This is a genomic window from Dictyobacter arantiisoli (assembly GCF_008326305.1).
Classification (GTDB): domain Bacteria; phylum Chloroflexota; class Ktedonobacteria; order Ktedonobacterales; family Ktedonobacteraceae; genus Dictyobacter; species Dictyobacter arantiisoli.
In genome coordinates this window covers 24,373-40,951 of the sequence record NZ_BIXY01000028.1, presented here as the reverse complement: position 1 = coordinate 40,951, position 16,579 = coordinate 24,373, and the positions used below count along the sequence as shown (strand labels likewise).

Below are 16,579 nucleotides of genomic sequence, written 5' to 3'. Positions count from 1 at the left end.
TTCAGCAACAAACGGTCCAGAAGGTGGGAGACCCATAAGCTCATCCCTCACCAAAGGAGCGGAAGACCCCATCAAGTAATCACATTTACACCTTATTATCTTAAGCGGATCTGAGGAACAATAGATGGATCTTTAATCTGTTTATCATGAGCCAGCAAAAAAGCTTTTGAAAGAATGAGCGCCAGGATAACATCTCCTTCGAAGGGCAGATAGTATTGGTTATCAGAGGATTCCTGAGCCCCCTTATCAAAGACAATACAGAGATATCGATTATCTGGCTTTATCAAGATGTTGCCTGATCCGAGATGAATACTGTAGGTATGGAGATCACCGCGCACGGTGAGAAAGCGATCTTCAACAGAGCAACGATCCGCAATGGCCAGCCGGGGAATCAGGCGCTCTAACACACTTTTTCGCTCCTCAGCCGACAGAGACAATTCACTCTGATTGTATGTTCGCCAATAGTCCTCAAGTGAACCTGTTTGATTGTATCCATAAGGATCAGCACCAGCATTGGCGACGCTGACAAAGAAATCAATGTCTCGCATGACTTCCGAAAAGATAATAGGCGGAACTTGCTCCAATGTCATGAGCTGTCTGGTGTTGCCTTGCCAGGCCCGTGCCGGATCACTGGGTAAGAAACATACTTGATCGGTTACCAGGTAGTGATAAATTCCACTATCATCAGGGTATCCCTGGAGGGCAAATTCAGCTTTTATCTCCCAATGTGGTAGTTCTAGATAAGGAGGACCATTGCTCTCTCCAGAAAAATGAGTCTGTAATGAAAATGTCCAACCGCGTACACGCGTTAAGGCATTGAATTGATGCTGACGAATGATGTGTCCAGCAAAACGCGTGGAATAATTACTTGTGACACGTTCTGCATCAGTGATTGGGTATATTTCACGATGTGCTTGTTTGAAAGGTTGGGTGACAAGATGTTCTTCGAGCCAGAGACGCCAACGATATGCCTCTTGCGTACTGCTCATAAGAGGATGCCAGAGCGAGACATCGGTCTCGGCAACAAGCTCCAAGGGGTGATTATTGACGTCGACAAGTTGTCCGTCCCACCAAATCCCTTGATTGATCTGGTCGCCAGTACGCAATTGCCAGATGAGGCGTCTAGTCAATAGACTAAGCAGAGGATGATGCAGATAACGTTCTTCCCATGCCGCCAATGACCAGTGCTGGTCGACAAAGGGAAAACGTTCCAAGCGATCTCTCTGTGTGCTCAACATGTGCTCGATGTCACCTGAGAGACGCTTGAGATCTTTCAACTCGTTCTTGTACGCACGTTTGACCTCGGCGGGCACGCTTTTATACTGCGTGCCATCTGCATCCGCCCAGTCCACTTGTACGGTTCTCCCACCTACAGTGAGTTGCGCCGTATATTTCCCAAACAAGCATAATAGATGTCCATCATTGAGATCAAAGGTTGGTACGGTTAATTCTTCCAGATCACTACGCGTCATGTTTTCTCGCCGTGCGACAGCATCCAGAGACTGCCCAATCTTTGCTTGATAGGATGGCTGACTGACATGAAGGCGCACACGTTCTAGCTGGCCAATAGCATACATGCCAGGCATATGTTCCAGGGTAGTGACAGCCGCGCCAGCAACTTTGGGTGCGCGTGGTCCCAGACCAGCCAATTTGCGATATCCCTCGATGGCTGTATCGGCAAGGATAGTTGCCAGGGAACGCTCAGTGCTTCCAGTGCAGAGCCAGATGAGCCCTCTTAAGATATTAGAATTGGCATCATCCATACGTGCTCCTTTTTTATCACTAAAGAAGCTGATCCACCGATGAAGGGTGCGCGTGAGCATATCTGTCTCAACGGCATCAGTTAATGAGCGAGCATGCTTTAACCAGGTATTGTTCAACGTTGCTCCTTTGGCACTGGCACAATGATTGAGGATGCTGAGCCAGGAGGCACGTTGAGCAGCGGGTAAAGCAGCAAGTTCATCGAGAATAGGTTTAGCCCAGGCATCAGGTAGAAGCGAAGAGCGAAACTGCTGTTGATGAGCGGAGAGCAAGTTATCAACTGTCAGAAGATATTTACGATACTCTGCTGTAGTTAGGAATTCCTTCGGGCTGTCATTCAATGAGGTTTTAAATGCCTCAAGAGCAGGACGACAACGTTCCAATAGATCATGTTGTTCAAGGTAAGGGACAATAACAGCCCATAGCCGCCGGATTGGCTTTCCCTGCTCAATACAGAGAAGCAGATTACGAATATTCAACATTGCGTATATATCATCAGGCATGAAAGGAAGTGATTTATGCAGTAAGATATCTATAAGCGTGAGGTCCTGCTGCATACAGATATATGGGAATGGAGTAACATCAGTGCTACTATACTGCCTAGGCATATCAATCATGGCAGATACTTCCTGCACTGCCAGGCGAATGATCCGGACGCGAGATTGTGGCGTAAGTTTTGCTTTGAACTGGATAAGCAATGAGTGTTGTTTCCCGACATGGCCATTACCAAGGTCTTTATGTAGGATAGTGAGTAAGTTTTGTGCTGCCATATCAGTGTTGAGCAGTAAACTGGGATCACGCGACTGGAGAAGATCACTGAATGGTCCTGAACTCTCTGGAAATAAGAGCTTACGCAAGCGTAGACGGACAGAATCTACCGGGTCATCCGGCTTATCATACCAGATCATTTCCTGTGATACATAATGATAAAGAAGCTCTACCTCTGCTCGACAACGTGTCAACCCTTCTTGTGCTGTAAAATAAGGGAAGCAAAGATCAAGCATCTTAAAAGAGAAGATGTAAGCATTACTAATGCTATTAGTTAGCTTGTTATTAGAGAAAAATACATTGATACTTTGCAAAATGCTTTGGATATCCTCTATAGTGTAAGGTAAAGCATCTGAAAGGATGAGATTAGCGAGCTTTTCATTTTGATCAACGAAACTGTAGATCTCACGAGAAGAGCTAGAAGGCCGCTTAAACGCTAAAGCCTGCATTATCTCACGAAGAATAGCTACTTTTAAGAGAGTACTGGTCTTGCTCTGTATGAGTTCAAGTGCGGGATGATCAGGAGGTGGATTAAACATTTCCATTTCTTGATGATACGTGGAAAGCACTTCCTGTGCTTGTTCCGCTAGTGATAGATCACTACCTTGTGCATAATGATGAAATAGTGAGACTAGTCCAGGCGCGTTACCATCAAAAAGTAAGTCTCCAACCAGTAAGCGCAAGCGATATGACTCACGAATGGGTTCATAATTCCCCCAAATATGTGCCAACTCATAGAATAACAGTAATTCATTTCGGCAGTGGACAAAAAGTTCTGGTTGTATGAGATATGCTTCCAGTGTACTGATTACGCGAAACATAGAGGCTTTATGGCTTATAAGGCGGTCGGTTAAAATAAGATCGTGTAGAATGGACAGGATCACCTGCATATCTTCGCCTGAATAAGTTGGACCACGTTCACACAAAGCTTGGATAATGTCAAAGTCATTCCTGACCTGTTTATCATTTGCATAATATTCAGGAGTCATAAAGCGTAAAAGGGCTTGTGCTTGTAGCAACTCAAGCGCTTCACGCAAGGCGACCCGAATTATATGGCTGTACTGTTGGACTTCTAATGATTCTAAGAGGTGTAGACATGCCTCAGCATTGATGTAATGCGTTTCTCTATAAGTCTGGATCGCATGATGAGCCTGCGCTTGCTCTTCTGGTGACATGTTTATCCTCCAATCAGTGGTATCAGTTTGAAAAAGGTGACGGTACTCTTTGCAGTGAAATGAAGAGAAATATCCAGGTGGGTGACTTGCTGGTCATCTACGATGACAATATAGCGTCTCTTCTCAAATGCGGCAATAGCCTGATCATAGTGGGTCTGCTAGTCGAGTAAAGCTGCCGGATCTGCCGGACGCTGGCCCAGCAGCGTAGAGGAGTTGAAGCTAGAAAGTTGGGCACACCTTTGGTCGTTATAGAAACTGACATCTTGCAAGATCCGACAACGAATAATTTCACGCAAGGTGCTTTGTTCTTCTTTGATATCGAGTTGCCAAGAAGGCTGCAAGGTGCCTTGCAGTGATTCATCCTTGATAGTAATAGTTGGCATACCAGGAACCCTCCATATTTATCATACACCTACGTATTCTCCGCGATTCAACCCAAAGCGGAAAGAGGAGAGGAGAAAGGTGTGCAAATATCTCCTGATCAGAAATGATTAGTCAGTGCTGCACTTTCTAAGCATACTCACAACGTAAGGATCTTGATCAAGTATGCTAAGTACAACGTGTCACGAAAATGAGACATAGTGTGCTCCTGCTCTCTTCAATCAATAACAGCTTCTACAGCAACAAACGATCCAGCAGTGCTGAAGTATCATTGGCAAGCGAGCAGGAAGATTCACCAAACCAGTGGAAGGCCCACTTGATGGCGTAATTTTTTGATAATTCTCTGACATCAAGTAATCACATTTACGAGTAGGGTGATAACTAGTACTTGAGGAAGAAATAAATCCATGATTGAGTGTAAATTTGAGCATCGATGAGCGAATTTTTGACAAGTATCTGAGGTAATACCGGCGTTTTTCTCTCGTTAACTACTCAAAGAACCTTCGCAGGCCGGTCAAAGTACTTTCATTTCGATAACGAGTTCTATGCTTTACCTCAGATACTCATCAAGAAATAGCCTCATCGATGCTCAAAATTCACATGGGGTTATTGTGTTATTGCCGGGTCCACTGCTGGTTGCTGTTGCCGCTGCAGGTCCAGATCTCCACCGCGGTGCCGTTGGCGGTGCCGCTGCCGGTCACATCGAGGCAGAGGCCGGACTCACGACCGACGACGCTGCCGTTGGAGTTGAGGTTCCACTGCTGGTTGGTGCCGCCGTTGCAGTCGTAGATCTGCACTCTGGTGCCAGCGGTCGTGGCGTGAGCCGGGATGTCGAGGCACTTGTTGCCGTACACCTGCAGCTCACCGTTGGACTGGTAGGTCCACTGCTGGTTGGCGCCGCCGTTGCAGTCCCAGATGTTCAGCAGCGTGCCGTTGGCCGTGGCCGCCCCTGGCACGTCCAGGCACCGGTTCGAGCCCACACCCCGCAAGATCCCGGCTGTACCGCCGCCACCACTGCCGCCGCCAGCGTTGTTGGTCAGACCCCAGCCATACTGGAGTCGGTCGAGGCCGGACTGGTCGGTGATGCTCAGCGACAGGTTCGTGCCGCTGCCATTCAGTGTCGTGATCGCGCAGGATGCATTCTCGCAGGGGCCAGGGCCTTGCGTCTGGGTGGCTTGCTTGACGCCAGTCCACAGGATCGAACCCATGCCCAGGCTGCGCACGGTATCAGTGATCCCATACAGGTACGACAGGTCGTTGTTGCCGTCCTTGGGGCCGTTGTAGTTGACACCGGTGTTCATCGGGACGCCGAACTCAGTCAGCACTGCGCGGCTGGCGTAACCACAGAGTGCGTTCTGGAAGTCGGTAACCCAGCCCGCCTCGGTAGTGTGCGAGTCACCAAACATACCATAGATATGGATCGATAATAGGGTCCCGCTCAGGCGCGAGTCAGCACCCACCGTGCACAGGTTGGTGTCAGAGTACAGACCTGGAACGATCACCCGACCACGAGGCAAGCCAGGATAGCGTGCCAGCCAGGCGGCCTCGAAGTTGGTCAGATTTGTGGCACTATAGGCATAAGGCTCGTTCATGATATCGAAGTAGAAGTTGCTGTTCCCGCTGTACTTGTTGATCACGGTGTCCCACATAGTGTAGAACGATGTGGTATCGCTGACGGTGCCGCCCTGTAGCCACGGCGCGACGACGACATTCATGCCCAGCGCCGAGGCGGCGTCCCAGGCCGCCGTGTAGCTGCCCCACCAGGATCCTGACGTGGTTGCCGCGTTGAACGGCAACCGCACCGTGTTGGCCCCCAGACTCTGGAATCCCTTCAGGATCGCGGTCGCCTTCGTGTATGTGGTCGCGTAACTATCTGATGTCGACAGACCCACCGGGACGAGGTTGCCGGTGACAAAGTTATCATTCGGGTTTGCCCAGTTCACTCCGTGGAACTGGTTGGTCGCTGCATGCGTCGTTGGAGAGTTTACTCCCTGGATAACGACCAGCGCTATGACGGTGAGTAGCGCACTGAGCACGCAGAAGAGTCGCATCCTGCGATGACGAAACGTCATGTCCATCCTCCTTGTAGTATCAGACACGATCATTGTGCCTATATAGGTGACGTGAAGATAAGTCCTATCTTCTTCTTCTTTCCTGAGGTCAGTCCATATATTGCTCATCCAAGAGCAGATAGATATGAGAAAGGCATGAGATCACCAACTGAAAACTGCCGGAAGGCAGAGGTTGTAAACAGGATCTTCATCCTTTTCTGAGACACAGAGCCTCCTTTCAAAATGGCAGAGCGCTTCTGTCGCGAAGTGTATTCACAAGCCTCTCAAAGGGAGTTACCTCTCACGCTTTGAGCGAGCGGAAGGTGGCGTACACGAGTTTCGTATGACAAGGCTTGTGAAGAGAATCGTCGTTTCCTTTTTTGACAAAGAGCTCAATTGACAACTTCCATGAAAAGTATAACTCATAGACAGCAGCTTTACAATCCATGAATCACCTTTTTTGTTAGTATAAATGCTGAGTAGTATATTAAAGTGGCTGCAAAGCTGGAGATGCACTAATTTATAGATTGATGGTGGTTTCGAGCGAGATGTGCTATGCGCTGAGCTCCCAAATTTACAAAAACGGTATACAACAATCCGAAAGCTCTCCAGAGCTTTCCATGTTTATAAAGGAAAGCGTTCGGCAAAGATTTTTCGTCGGCAGGTACTCTCCGGGCAGAAAAAGCGGCGCACATCCACCTTCAGATGAACGGGACGTCCGCTAGCTGGAAGATCGCGTAGCGTGCGTGTATAATGGCTGTGGATACGCTGGCACATGGTACCACAACAAGGACAAGAAGCGGTTGGGGAAGTTGCGTGCACCGTCACCGTCACGTGAGTGGTCACGCTGACGTGCTCAACTGCCACGTCTGAAAGATCTGGAAGTATTGTCATTGTCTCAGTATTGAATCAAGAAAAGGTTTCAGGAGAAAGTTTGTTCTGTTCTTTATTCTATCACATTGCCATCATCGGGCCTGCGGGAGAACCATTAATTGCCGTGAGTCACACTCAGTGCCAGATCAAGTGAATGGTGGCGTACATTTCGTGTGGTTGTGCTAGAGAGTATGTTGAGAAGGAGGTGTGCGATGCACGTGCCAAACAAAAGAAAGAATCATTCCCCTTTGCGAACTAAGCGATTACAGCGCCAGTGGTCGCAACGTGAACTGGCAGAACGCGTTGGAACCACCATTACCACGGTGAAACGCTGGGAACGTCAGGCCACCGTTCCCAGCCCGTATTTCCGTATGAAGCTGACCGCTCTCTTCGGCACCAGTGAAGAAGTGTTAGGACTGCGAGAAGCTCCTTCCAGTGAGCAAGGCTTGCTCAAAGAGCCGCACCCGAGAAGTTCTCCTGAGCGTTTTGCTGACGGACCACACCTGCTTGATTTGTCGGAAGTGCAGAGAAGGTCTACGCTTCCATCCGACTTGACCGCATTCTTTGGGCGTGAACATGAGATGGCAGAGATGAAGGCACTTTTACAGCGTACTTCTGTCCGCCTGGTGACGCTCACAGGCCCAGGGGGAGTGGGAAAAACACGCCTGGCATTGTCCCTGACGGCAGCGATCGCAGACACCTTTGCTGATGGTGTCTGTTTTGTCTCCTTGGCTTCCATCAATGATCCTGAACAGGTCTTGCCAGCGATCGCCCAGGCGCTTGGCTTATGGGAAACTCTTGATCACCCGACCTCAGAGGATGTAGAGGATTTCCTGCATGAGAAACATCTCTTGCTGCTTCTTGATAACTTTGAGCAGGTGGCTGCTGCCTCTTTACAGGTTGCGACTCTTGTGCGTTCCTGCCCCCACCTGCACCTGCTCATCACCAGCCGAGCCGCTCTGCATCTCTCTGGCGAGTATGAATTTCCGGTGCCTCCTCTACCCATCCCTGATCTTGCACAATTGCCAGATGCACAATCTCTGGGGCAGGTAGCTGTGATACATCTCTTCGTCGAGCGTGCCCACTCCATTCTGCCCTCTTTTGAACTGACTGCGACCAATGCTCGTACAATCGCCGAGATCTGTGTGCGTCTGGACGGCTTGCCTCTTGCCGTCGAACTAGCAGCCGCTCGTATCAAGCTCTTGCCTCCTCAAGCCCTGCTTGCTCGCCTTTCCCATCGGCTCACCCTCTTGACCGGAGGAGCACGGGATCTGCCCGATCGACAGCAGACGCTGCGTAACACCATCCAGTGGAGCTACGACCTGTTGACGCCCCAGGAGCAATTCCTCTTCCGGCAACTCTCTGTCTTTGTTGCAGGCTGTACCCTCCCAGCTCTGGCAACAGTCTGTCGCTCCCAAGGAGATGAGATCCAGGAACCGTTGGATGTGCTGGATGGAATCGCTTCTCTGGTCGATAAAAGTTTCGTCCTGCAAACCTCGTGGGAGAGAGAGGAACCCCGTCTACTGATGCTGGAGACGATTCGGGAATATGGGCTGGAATGCCTGGACGTGGATGGAGAAACCGCGTCCGTGCGTCGAGAGCATGCCCACTATTACCTGGGTCTGGCACAGGAGATCCTGACGCCTCTCGAAAACGTCGAGCAAGCCATTGGTCTGGAGCGGCTCGAACCAGAGAACGCGAATCTGCGTGCCGCTTTGCAGTGGGCGTTGGAACACCAGGAAGGCGGGATGGCCTTGCACTTGAGTGGCGCCCTCTTTCGCTTCTGGGAAGCACGTCGCTCCCTGCGTGAAAAAAGCGAAACCTTTCTGGAACGGGTCATAGCAAGTAGCTGGAGTATTCCCACGCAGAGACAGGGGAAACCGCTCTGCACGACCAGCTTCCTGACCTCCTTTCAGCACAGCATTGAGCACCTCGCCATGCTTAGTCAAGAGGCAGGCGTGGTGCAGCGTGAATGGGCAGGCAGCCACCAACACGCCTTCTCGCTATACCTGCATGGATATGTCGCATGGGCTAACGGGGACTTCGCTACGGCACATGCGCGCGCAGAGGAGGGATTGGCCGTCGCCAGAGCCGCCGATGAAGCCATCCTCTTTGCCGCACTACTCGTGCTCTTAGGACAGGTGGCTTTTGAAGAGGGCGAGACAGACCAGGCCTGCGCGCTGTTAGAAGAAGGACTCGCGCGTCAGCAGGTATCAGGAGACATGCGTGGCAGCATCTCCACTCTTTCTTTTCTGATTCGCGTGCTTTTTGCTCAGGACAAGGAGTCTCTCGCACGGAGACGCAACGTGGAGCGCTTGGAGCTCTCTCAAGCACTGCACTACCAGTGGGGAATCGCTGATGGTCTTACCATTTTGGGACACTTGGCGATGCAAGAGGGCAACGAGGCGATGGCGAAGGAACGATTTGATGAAAGTCTCACCCTTCTACGCGAAGTCAACGAGAACGGAGCTATCGCCGCCTTGCTGCACAGTGCCGGTGTGGCTGTTGCCGCACAGGGACACCTGCAGGAGGCTGTCAGGCTTTGGGGTGCGTCGGAGGCGATGTGTCGAGCTCTGGGGGAATCCTTGCTGCTCGTTGAGCGCGTAGTGGTCGTGCGAGGGACCGTGGCTGTACTTACTGAATTGGGCGAGGAGGCGTTCTTGACCGCATGGGCCGAAGGACAGGCCATGACCCCCGAGCAAGCGCTTGCCATGCTTGGGCAGGGGAGCGGTAGTTCCCGACACAAGGACACCTCGCCATTTGAGAAGAACAAACTGACCACCCGCGAGGTGGAGGTGTTGCAACTCCTGGCAAGGGGACGAACGAATGCACAGATCGCGGAAGCACTTGTTATCAGCCTGCTCACCGTCAAAGCGCATGTACGCTCCATCTATAGCAAGTTGGGGGTCACCTCTCGGAGTGCAGCCACACGCTATGCCCTGGAGCATCAGTTGAGTTGAGGTCCCCTCTCCCTCATTTATACGACGTTGGTGAACCTCAGTGCCTCCCTGAAGCTGCTTCTCGTTCGAAAGAACGAGATCCCCCCTTCCTTTCACGATGCAAATACCTCCTGCGAACGATGTATTTTCATACCCACTCGACTACGCTATCACCAGTGCACAGAACCTGAGCAGGAATACCCTTGATCTAGAGATCAACTATTACAAATTGGATGAGGAGAAAACATGCAAAAGCTTGAAGGAAAAGTTGCCATCATCACAGGTGGAAGCACTGGAATTGGTCTTGCAACGGCACAACTTTTTGCCTCAGAGGGTGCCTATGTCTATATCACTGGCCGTCGGCAAAAGGAACTGGATGCAGCAGTCAAGCTCATAGGGAAGAACGTGGCTGGTGTTCAGGGAAATATTGCCAATCTCGCAGACCTTGATCGCTTGTATGCCACTGTGAAGCAGCAACATGACAAAATCGATATTCTTTTTGCCAATGCGGGTGAAGGGAGATATAGACCATTTGAGGCTATTACAGAAGCAGACGTTGACACCACATTCAACATCAACGTCAAAGGGACGTTCTTCACGGTGCAAAAAGGGCTTCCGCTCTTGCAAGATGGAGGATCGATTATTCTCACCGCCTCAATTGGGGCCTCCAAAGGGCAGGGAGGAGGTACCATAAATGGTGCGAGCAAGGCTGCTGTGCGGTCATTCGCACGCACCTGGGCGGTCGAATTGAGCGGCCGCAAAATTCGCGTCAACGTCGTTAGTCCTGGTCCGATCAACACACCAATGCTGAATAGCATGGGAGAGACAGAGGAGCAGACAAAACAAATCCTCGCGGGGATCGCGACTACTGTGCCAATGAGGCGTTTGGGCGATCCTGACGAAGTCGCGAAAGCTGTCTTGTTTTTGGTCTCAGACGACAGCAGTTTTGTCACTGGGATCGAGTTGTTCGTCGATGGGGGAGTGGCGCAAATTTAAGTGATGTTGAAAGACTTTTAAAAAGAAACGAACAGGAAAAGAAGAAGAAATGTCAACCACTCATAGATATGATCATGCTTTTTTCACAGACCTTCTAGCATTCCCTTACGGGTCAACTCATCCTCCCCGGAGATGGAGTCTATGAACACGTGCGCCAACTCTGGAATGGAAAGGTCGACATCCATCCGGCTGCGTTCGTCCGCTGCGCGAATACACAAGATGTCATTCACACGGTTCAGTGGGCGCGTTCGCATGGCCTGCCACTCTCTGTTCTTGGTGGAGGAAACGACTTTGCAGGACGAGCCCTCTCCGAGAATGGCATCGTGATCGATTGCTCTCAGATGAGGGCAGTTGTCATCGATCCAGGAGCGCGTACGGCCCATGTTCAGGGGGGAGCAAACGCAAGTGACCTCATTGATGCAATGCAGAAAGAGGGGTTGGCGACGACGACCGGCTACTGTCTCACAGGGATGGCTGGCTTCACGCTTGGTGGAGGATATGGTCCTCTGATCGGTGTTTATGGTCTGGCAGCCGATAACCTGCTATCGGCACAAGTGGTAACCGCTGACGGACTTCTCAGAACGGCAAGTGCCAAGGAGCATACGGACCTGTTTTGGGGACTGCGTGGTGGCGGAGGCAACTTTGGAGTGGTGGTCTCCCTGGAGTATCGCCTTCATCCTCTTGCAACGGTGTTGGCTGGCTTGCTCCTCTATCCTCTGGATCAGGCTAGAGCAGTGTTACGCCATTTCAATGAGTTCATCACCACAGCTCCCGATGAAGTGACGATTCAGTCTGGATTCATCACTCTGCCAGGCGGGATGCCAGTCCTATTTCTTGCACCTTGCTATAGTGGCCCTCTTGAAGAAGGTCAGCGGTTACTTTCGCCGCTACGTACTTTTGGCAAACCGCTGGTCGATCAGATTCAACCAACCACCTACGGCGCATTCATTTACACGAGGAAAGACGGGGTGCCGAAAGGCCGTTCTTACTTCATGCAAACGCAGTCTATTGAGCGTCTACACTCTGAGACAATTGAGATGCTCATCGAGCATATCGAGCAGTTTTCTTCTCCATTTTCTGCGATTTCGCTCCATAACTTCCACGGGGCTGCTAGCCGCGTGGCTCTGTCCGAGACTCCCTTTGCGCTCCGTCAGGATCATCTGATGGTCGAGATTATTGCAGGCTGGGAGCCATCATCTCCAGACGAGGAGCAGAGGCATATTCAGTGGGCACAGAGCCTCTCCCATGCGCTTGCACCATATGCCTTCAAAGGCGGATACGTCAATCTCCTCGATGAGAGGGAACGAGACCGCGTTCCGCAGGCATTTGGGTCCAACTATCAACGTTTGTTCAATCTCAAGCGGGCGTATGATCCTGACGATGTGTTTCATTCCACTATTGGGCATGTTTCACCGATGGCCTCCTGATGTTCTTCTGATCGCACCATGAAGGAGTAAAAAATGGGGAATGTCTGATACCCGGTTTAATAGGCATGTACTTAAGGAGAGGTTCTCTCCATTTTTCCCTTCAGTACATGCCTATTAAATCAGGTATCAGATAACAACGCGTGGCTCAAGTGTGCCAAAGCCTGTCGGGTGGCCGAATTTGGCAGATTTGCCAATGGCATCTACCGTGATTATGCTGCCGTGTATGCCGCTTGTTCACGGCCTGAGAGTAATGGTATCACCGAGGGGCAGGTGAACCGCCTCAAATTTCTGAAGCGCCAAATGTGTGGTCGTGCCCGCCTTGACTTGCTGCGCATTAAAGTGCTCCATGCGGTGTAACCTCCCTTCACTTCTTCCTCCGAAGTTACATCAGCCAGCTTTGTTTTCTCCCCTTTGATGCTGTTTCCTGTTCAGGGTACAAGCGGGCACTATTCCCCAAATGTTGGAATGAACCCACGGGATGCGCAACGAGAGTCCAGCATCCTGTTCATCAGTTTAGTGAGGGAGAGGAATGCCCATGGCTTGAAAAAGTCCAGAGGAAATAAAGGTGGTACACCAAAGCGCCATCTGCCGGGGGGAATAGGGCATTCCGTTTTCGAGCCACCAACGGATCATACTGATGAACCAATTCGCCAGAGAGGCAACGGCTATCTCCTCTGGCATCCCTTCGACAGCGTTCTGCGAGCTACTGGGAGGCAGACGGAGACGCTTGCTCAGAAGTTCCGCCAGGGTGTCATGCATCTTTGTGGTGAACCAGGCATTCATCACCATCACACGATACAATCTCGAATACTCAGCAATATGTGTAAAAGAGGCGGCCAGCAGGGTTATCACCCCCTCTACTTCAGAGGCAGAGGGGGACTTCAGTGGGGAACTCAGATCGCAAGTAAGTTGATCAATCGCTTCTTGAAACAGGCTGTTGCCTAACGCATATTTATCCTGATAATGTCGATAGAAGGTAGCCCGGTTCACCATCGCCCGCTCGGCAATTTCTCCCACAGTAATCATCTCAAAACGTTTTTCAGCCAGCAAAGCAATCAACGTGTCCTGGAGGAGTTTGCGTGTGAATCTGGCTCGGATATCCTGGTTTTTGCGCATCAATTTTCCCTTTGTGTCGTCAAATGCGACAGCGTTCCATAGTTGATTCTTGTTTCTGCCCGGCTGCCGCACTATACTCAGTTTGGCAACAGTATATCGCATTTTTCAACTGCTTGTTGCACACATTGATTGCATGCTATTGATTGTTTTAGGAGAAAAATATGTCTTTCGATATGTCTTTTGAAAAGGCTCCGCTTGTGGTAAACCTGCTTGGTATTGTCCTTGGTATCTTATTCCTGTTTGCAGGAGCAAGGAAACTCTATGGATGGGAATGGGGAAAAAACAGTTATCTCCAATACCATCCTCTCTGGGTCTATTACGTTTCTGCGGTCGTGGAGGTCGTTTCCGGAATCGGGCTCATCTTGCCTCCTTTGAGATTCGTCAGCGCCATTTTACAGCTTCTGCTGATTTTCTGGGTCGCCGCCCATCCCTGGCGTCACGTCGAGGTCAAAGTGTTGTCCTTGCAAATCGCTACAACCGCCTTACTTCTCTTGCTGGTGTGGTTGACTCGTCCTTAACGAAAGTCAGGTACGGTTCCGGCATCGCAGACAAGGAGTATATCTCACCAGTATGACGCAATCAGAAGTCACAATTCAGATTACGCCAGAATCAAGGCTCTCGACTCTTTCCTGGTTGGCAGAAGCGACCGCCTTTGCTCAGGTGTTGACCCATACAGGGCTCTTGAAAAAAATCCGGGACCAGGTACGCTTTGCTCGTGCACGTTTCGGTCAATACGACCTTATCGATTTTGTCGTGGTCCTGATCGGCTATGTAGTGTCTGGCGAGCCAACTCTACGGATTTGTTTCTGGCCTCGATGCAGATCTTCCCTGACCTCTTTTCTTGCATTGTTCCGGTTCGATTACAGGCACTCTTCTTGATTGTTGTTCTGATGGAAGGTTAATGGTGATTTTCTGGCTCTTTTGCTTGAGCTTATCTCGTTGCACATCCCGTGGGCCTCATTCTTCTTTGTTATGATGTGGCGTGCCGGAACGCTGGTTTCTCTCCTGATGGCTCGTTTGCTTGCGGTTCGTGGCTTTGACGCCATTGAGATGAGTCCGCGCTGAAGGCTACATGCGATCTGTCGGAAGATTCAGCCCTCTCAGCCCTTCCCGTCTGGGTGGCAAGAGCTAGCAGTCGACGCTCGTCGTGGGTCTAGGAGCGCCAGTGCGGAGGCCATCCATGAACAGGTCCAGCAGCCTGTCAGAGCGTGAGCGCCAATCGCCGATGGGCTCGATCCGCCACAAGAAGCTCATAAGGGTGAGAACATCGGCAGGGTCAAGACCGGCGCGGATGGTGCCCACCTGCTCGTTTGCGTGCAAGAGCAGGGAGAGGGCGCCGAGCACCAGTTCATAGGTTTCGGCGGCGAGGCCTTCGTGGGAGGTGGTCACGGTGCTAAATGCGTCCGCTAAGCCCGCCTTGGTCATCCCGTAGTGCGCCGCACTGTCCAGCCACGCCCGTAGCGCGTCGAGGGGCGGCATGGTCGCCAGCAGCCCCGGCGCAGCGTCGACGAGTTGCTGCACCTCGTGGCGGTAGACCTCGAGCACGAGCACTTCGCGGGTGGGGAAGTTGCGGTAGAGCGTGCCAATCCCGACACCAGCCTTCTTCGCGATTGAGTTCAGCGAGGCCGTACTCGATTCTGTGAAAGCCTCGATCGCCACCGCGAGAATGCGGGCGCGTTTCTGCTGCGCGTCCCTCCGCAGCGACTCGGTCTGTCTGTGCGCCATCATAACTCCGCCTGCTCGGTCATGCACCAAGCTTGACAAGTGGAGAGCTCTCCATTATCATACGTCTATGAGCGGAGAACTCTCCGCCCGCGTACAATATACCATATTCCATGTGGGTATGATACCCCGACTTTTTGGTTCTCTTCGTCACGTGTAGATCGGATCGTGCCAAGGTAAACGGGGCGCTTGTGTCACCAATCACGGCTCTTCGCACTTCTGGTATAACCGCAAACACTTCTGTTTCCTTCTGGAGGTTTTCATGTCAACACCCAATTCACTCATCACGACCCGATTCAACGCCACAAGTACTGCTGAGGATGTTGTGGCTGGTCTCGACCTCACCAGTGTTCGTGCCATCGTCACCGGGGCTTCGTCCGGTATCGGCCTTGAGACTGCCCGCGCACTTGCTAGTGCTGGCGCGGAAGTCCTTCTCGCGGTCCGCAATACCGACGCTGGCGCGAAGGCCGCCGAGGACATTGCGAAGTCGACCGGTAATGAGCATATGCGCGTCGCCGCTCTAGACCTCGCCAATCAAGCCTCGGTAGCCAACTTTGTCCAAAGCTGGAAGGGTCCGCTGCACCTGCTGATCAACAACGCGGGGGTCATTCCGAGCACGCTGTCCCGAACTGCGGAAGGCTGGGAACTGCAGTTCGCCACCAATTACCTTGGCCACTTCGCCCTGAGCCTCGGATTGCATAACGCCCTCGCCATTGGTGCCCGCGAACGGGGTGAGGCACGCATCGTCTCGGTCAGTTCCACGGCGCATATGAGATCACCGATTGTGTTCGACGACATCCATTTCGAACGGCGCGAGTACGACCCGCAGGCGGCCTACGCACAGTCCAAGACCGCCGATTCGTTATTCGCTGTCGAAGCCACGCGTCGCTGGGCCGCTGACTGCATCGTCGCCAACGCTGTCAACCCCGGCGGCGTCGCCACCGGGCTGCAAAGAGACTTTACACAGAAACAAAAAGAGTACCTGGCCGACGCCGAGGCCGCGGGAGTCTTCGTCTATAAGACGGTCGAGCAAGGTGCCGCCACCACCCTCGTCGCGGCTGTCGCCCCCGAATTCGCTCACACTGGCGGGCACTATCTTACTGACGGCCAAGAGGCCCACACCGTGCCCAACGACGCCGACTTGTTCAAAAATGGCGATGGCGTCAAGCAGTGGGCGATTGACCCGGACACCGCACAGAAACTGTGGACGGTCTCGCTCGAGCTCATCGGTCAACCCGCCACGCAGAGCACGGACGCGTTGTAAGTATTCAGTGATGTTCGGGCCACCGTTGAACTGAGGCCACTCATGCTGCTGGGAGTGGCTAAAGATGCTGACACAGGGAATCACTCACGTGGGCGGCGTAGCATGG

Annotated in this window: 13 protein-coding genes; 7 read left to right on the top strand and 6 right to left on the bottom strand. The window is 51.8% G+C overall.

What is annotated here, in order from left to right; genetic code table 11:
• Positions 1–95: 95 nt before the first annotated feature.
• From F1593_RS11175 to F1593_RS11160, 4 genes are all read right to left on the bottom strand, one after another.
• Positions 96–3,704, bottom strand: coding sequence for a DUF4132 domain-containing protein (locus F1593_RS11175; RefSeq protein WP_149401644.1), 3,609 nt, complete (start codon positions 3,702–3,704; stop codon positions 96–98).
• A 158-nt stretch (positions 3,705–3,862) separates the two neighbouring features.
• Positions 3,863–4,087, bottom strand: a complete 225-nt coding sequence (locus F1593_RS11170; protein WP_149401643.1) for a hypothetical protein — start codon at positions 4,085–4,087, stop codon at positions 3,863–3,865.
• A gap of 612 nt (positions 4,088–4,699) precedes the next feature.
• A complete protein-coding gene (locus F1593_RS11165) occupies positions 4,700–6,157 on the bottom strand; it encodes a ricin-type beta-trefoil lectin domain protein (RefSeq protein WP_149401642.1) in 1,458 nt (485 codons plus the stop codon).
• Between the two features lie 603 nt (positions 6,158–6,760).
• The gene (locus F1593_RS11160) at positions 6,761–7,030 is read right to left on the bottom strand and encodes a transposase family protein (RefSeq protein ID WP_149401641.1); all 270 of its coding nucleotides are present in this window, start codon (positions 7,028–7,030) and stop codon (positions 6,761–6,763) included.
• Positions 7,031–7,257: 227 nt separating this feature from the next.
• Between F1593_RS11160 and F1593_RS11155 the strand changes: the two genes are divergently transcribed.
• From F1593_RS11155 to F1593_RS11140, 4 genes are all read left to right on the top strand, one after another.
• Positions 7,258–9,969, top strand: a complete 2,712-nt coding sequence (locus tag F1593_RS11155) for a LuxR C-terminal-related transcriptional regulator (RefSeq protein WP_172632048.1) — start codon at positions 7,258–7,260, stop codon at positions 9,967–9,969.
• 225 nt (positions 9,970–10,194) lie between these two features.
• Positions 10,195–10,944, top strand: a complete 750-nt coding sequence (locus F1593_RS11150) for an SDR family NAD(P)-dependent oxidoreductase (RefSeq protein WP_149401639.1) — start codon at positions 10,195–10,197, stop codon at positions 10,942–10,944.
• 149 nt (positions 10,945–11,093) lie between these two features.
• Complete coding sequence (locus F1593_RS11145; RefSeq protein WP_216368845.1) at positions 11,094–12,371, top strand: FAD-binding oxidoreductase; 1,278 nt, start codon at positions 11,094–11,096, stop codon at positions 12,369–12,371.
• Between the two features lie 168 nt (positions 12,372–12,539).
• Positions 12,540–12,728 (top strand): transposase, encoded by a 189-nt coding sequence (locus tag F1593_RS11140; RefSeq protein ID WP_172632047.1) that lies wholly within the window; start codon positions 12,540–12,542, stop codon positions 12,726–12,728.
• Positions 12,729–12,884: 156 nt separating this feature from the next.
• Here F1593_RS11140 and F1593_RS11135 read toward each other — a convergent pair whose 3' ends face one another.
• A complete protein-coding gene (locus F1593_RS11135) occupies positions 12,885–13,589 on the bottom strand; it encodes a TetR/AcrR family transcriptional regulator (RefSeq protein WP_149401638.1) in 705 nt (234 codons plus the stop codon).
• Between the two features lie 59 nt (positions 13,590–13,648).
• On the opposite strand from F1593_RS11135, the gene F1593_RS11130 reads away from it, so the two are divergent.
• Positions 13,649–14,005 (top strand): hypothetical protein, encoded by a 357-nt coding sequence (locus F1593_RS11130; protein ID WP_149401637.1) that lies wholly within the window; start codon positions 13,649–13,651, stop codon positions 14,003–14,005.
• Positions 14,006–14,057: 52 nt separating this feature from the next.
• A complete protein-coding gene (locus tag F1593_RS11125) occupies positions 14,058–14,366 on the top strand; it encodes a hypothetical protein (RefSeq protein ID WP_216368844.1) in 309 nt (102 codons plus the stop codon).
• Between the two features lie 249 nt (positions 14,367–14,615).
• Here the strand turns inward: F1593_RS11125 and F1593_RS11120 are convergent, their stop codons facing one another.
• Positions 14,616–15,215: a TetR/AcrR family transcriptional regulator gene (locus tag F1593_RS11120; RefSeq protein ID WP_216368843.1), complete on the bottom strand. Its 600-nt coding sequence runs from the start codon at positions 15,213–15,215 to the stop codon at positions 14,616–14,618.
• Between the two features lie 256 nt (positions 15,216–15,471).
• On the opposite strand from F1593_RS11120, the gene F1593_RS11115 reads away from it, so the two are divergent.
• Complete coding sequence (locus F1593_RS11115) at positions 15,472–16,473, top strand: SDR family NAD(P)-dependent oxidoreductase (protein ID WP_149401636.1); 1,002 nt, start codon at positions 15,472–15,474, stop codon at positions 16,471–16,473.
• The last annotated feature ends 106 nt before the right edge of the window (positions 16,474–16,579 follow it).

Excerpts from the sequence above, each read along its gene's own strand:
- F1593_RS11115 (WP_149401636.1), top strand. The coding sequence starts at position 15,472 with ATGTCAACACCCAATTCACTCATCACGACCCGATTCAACGCCACAAGT.
- F1593_RS11135 (WP_149401638.1), bottom strand. The coding sequence starts at position 13,589 with ATGCGATATACTGTTGCCAAACTGAGTATAGTGCGGCAGCCGGGCAGA.
- F1593_RS11165 (WP_149401642.1), bottom strand. The coding sequence starts at position 6,157 with ATGACGTTTCGTCATCGCAGGATGCGACTCTTCTGCGTGCTCAGTGCG.
- F1593_RS11125 (WP_216368844.1), top strand. The coding sequence starts at position 14,058 with ATGACGCAATCAGAAGTCACAATTCAGATTACGCCAGAATCAAGGCTC.
- F1593_RS11175 (WP_149401644.1), bottom strand. The coding sequence starts at position 3,704 with ATGTCACCAGAAGAGCAAGCGCAGGCTCATCATGCGATCCAGACTTAT.
- F1593_RS11150 (WP_149401639.1), top strand. The coding sequence starts at position 10,195 with ATGCAAAAGCTTGAAGGAAAAGTTGCCATCATCACAGGTGGAAGCACT.
- F1593_RS11170 (WP_149401643.1), bottom strand. The coding sequence starts at position 4,087 with ATGCCAACTATTACTATCAAGGATGAATCACTGCAAGGCACCTTGCAG.
- F1593_RS11130 (WP_149401637.1), top strand. The coding sequence starts at position 13,649 with ATGTCTTTCGATATGTCTTTTGAAAAGGCTCCGCTTGTGGTAAACCTG.
- F1593_RS11120 (WP_216368843.1), bottom strand. The coding sequence starts at position 15,215 with ATGATGGCGCACAGACAGACCGAGTCGCTGCGGAGGGACGCGCAGCAG.
- F1593_RS11160 (WP_149401641.1), bottom strand. The coding sequence starts at position 7,030 with ATGACAATACTTCCAGATCTTTCAGACGTGGCAGTTGAGCACGTCAGC.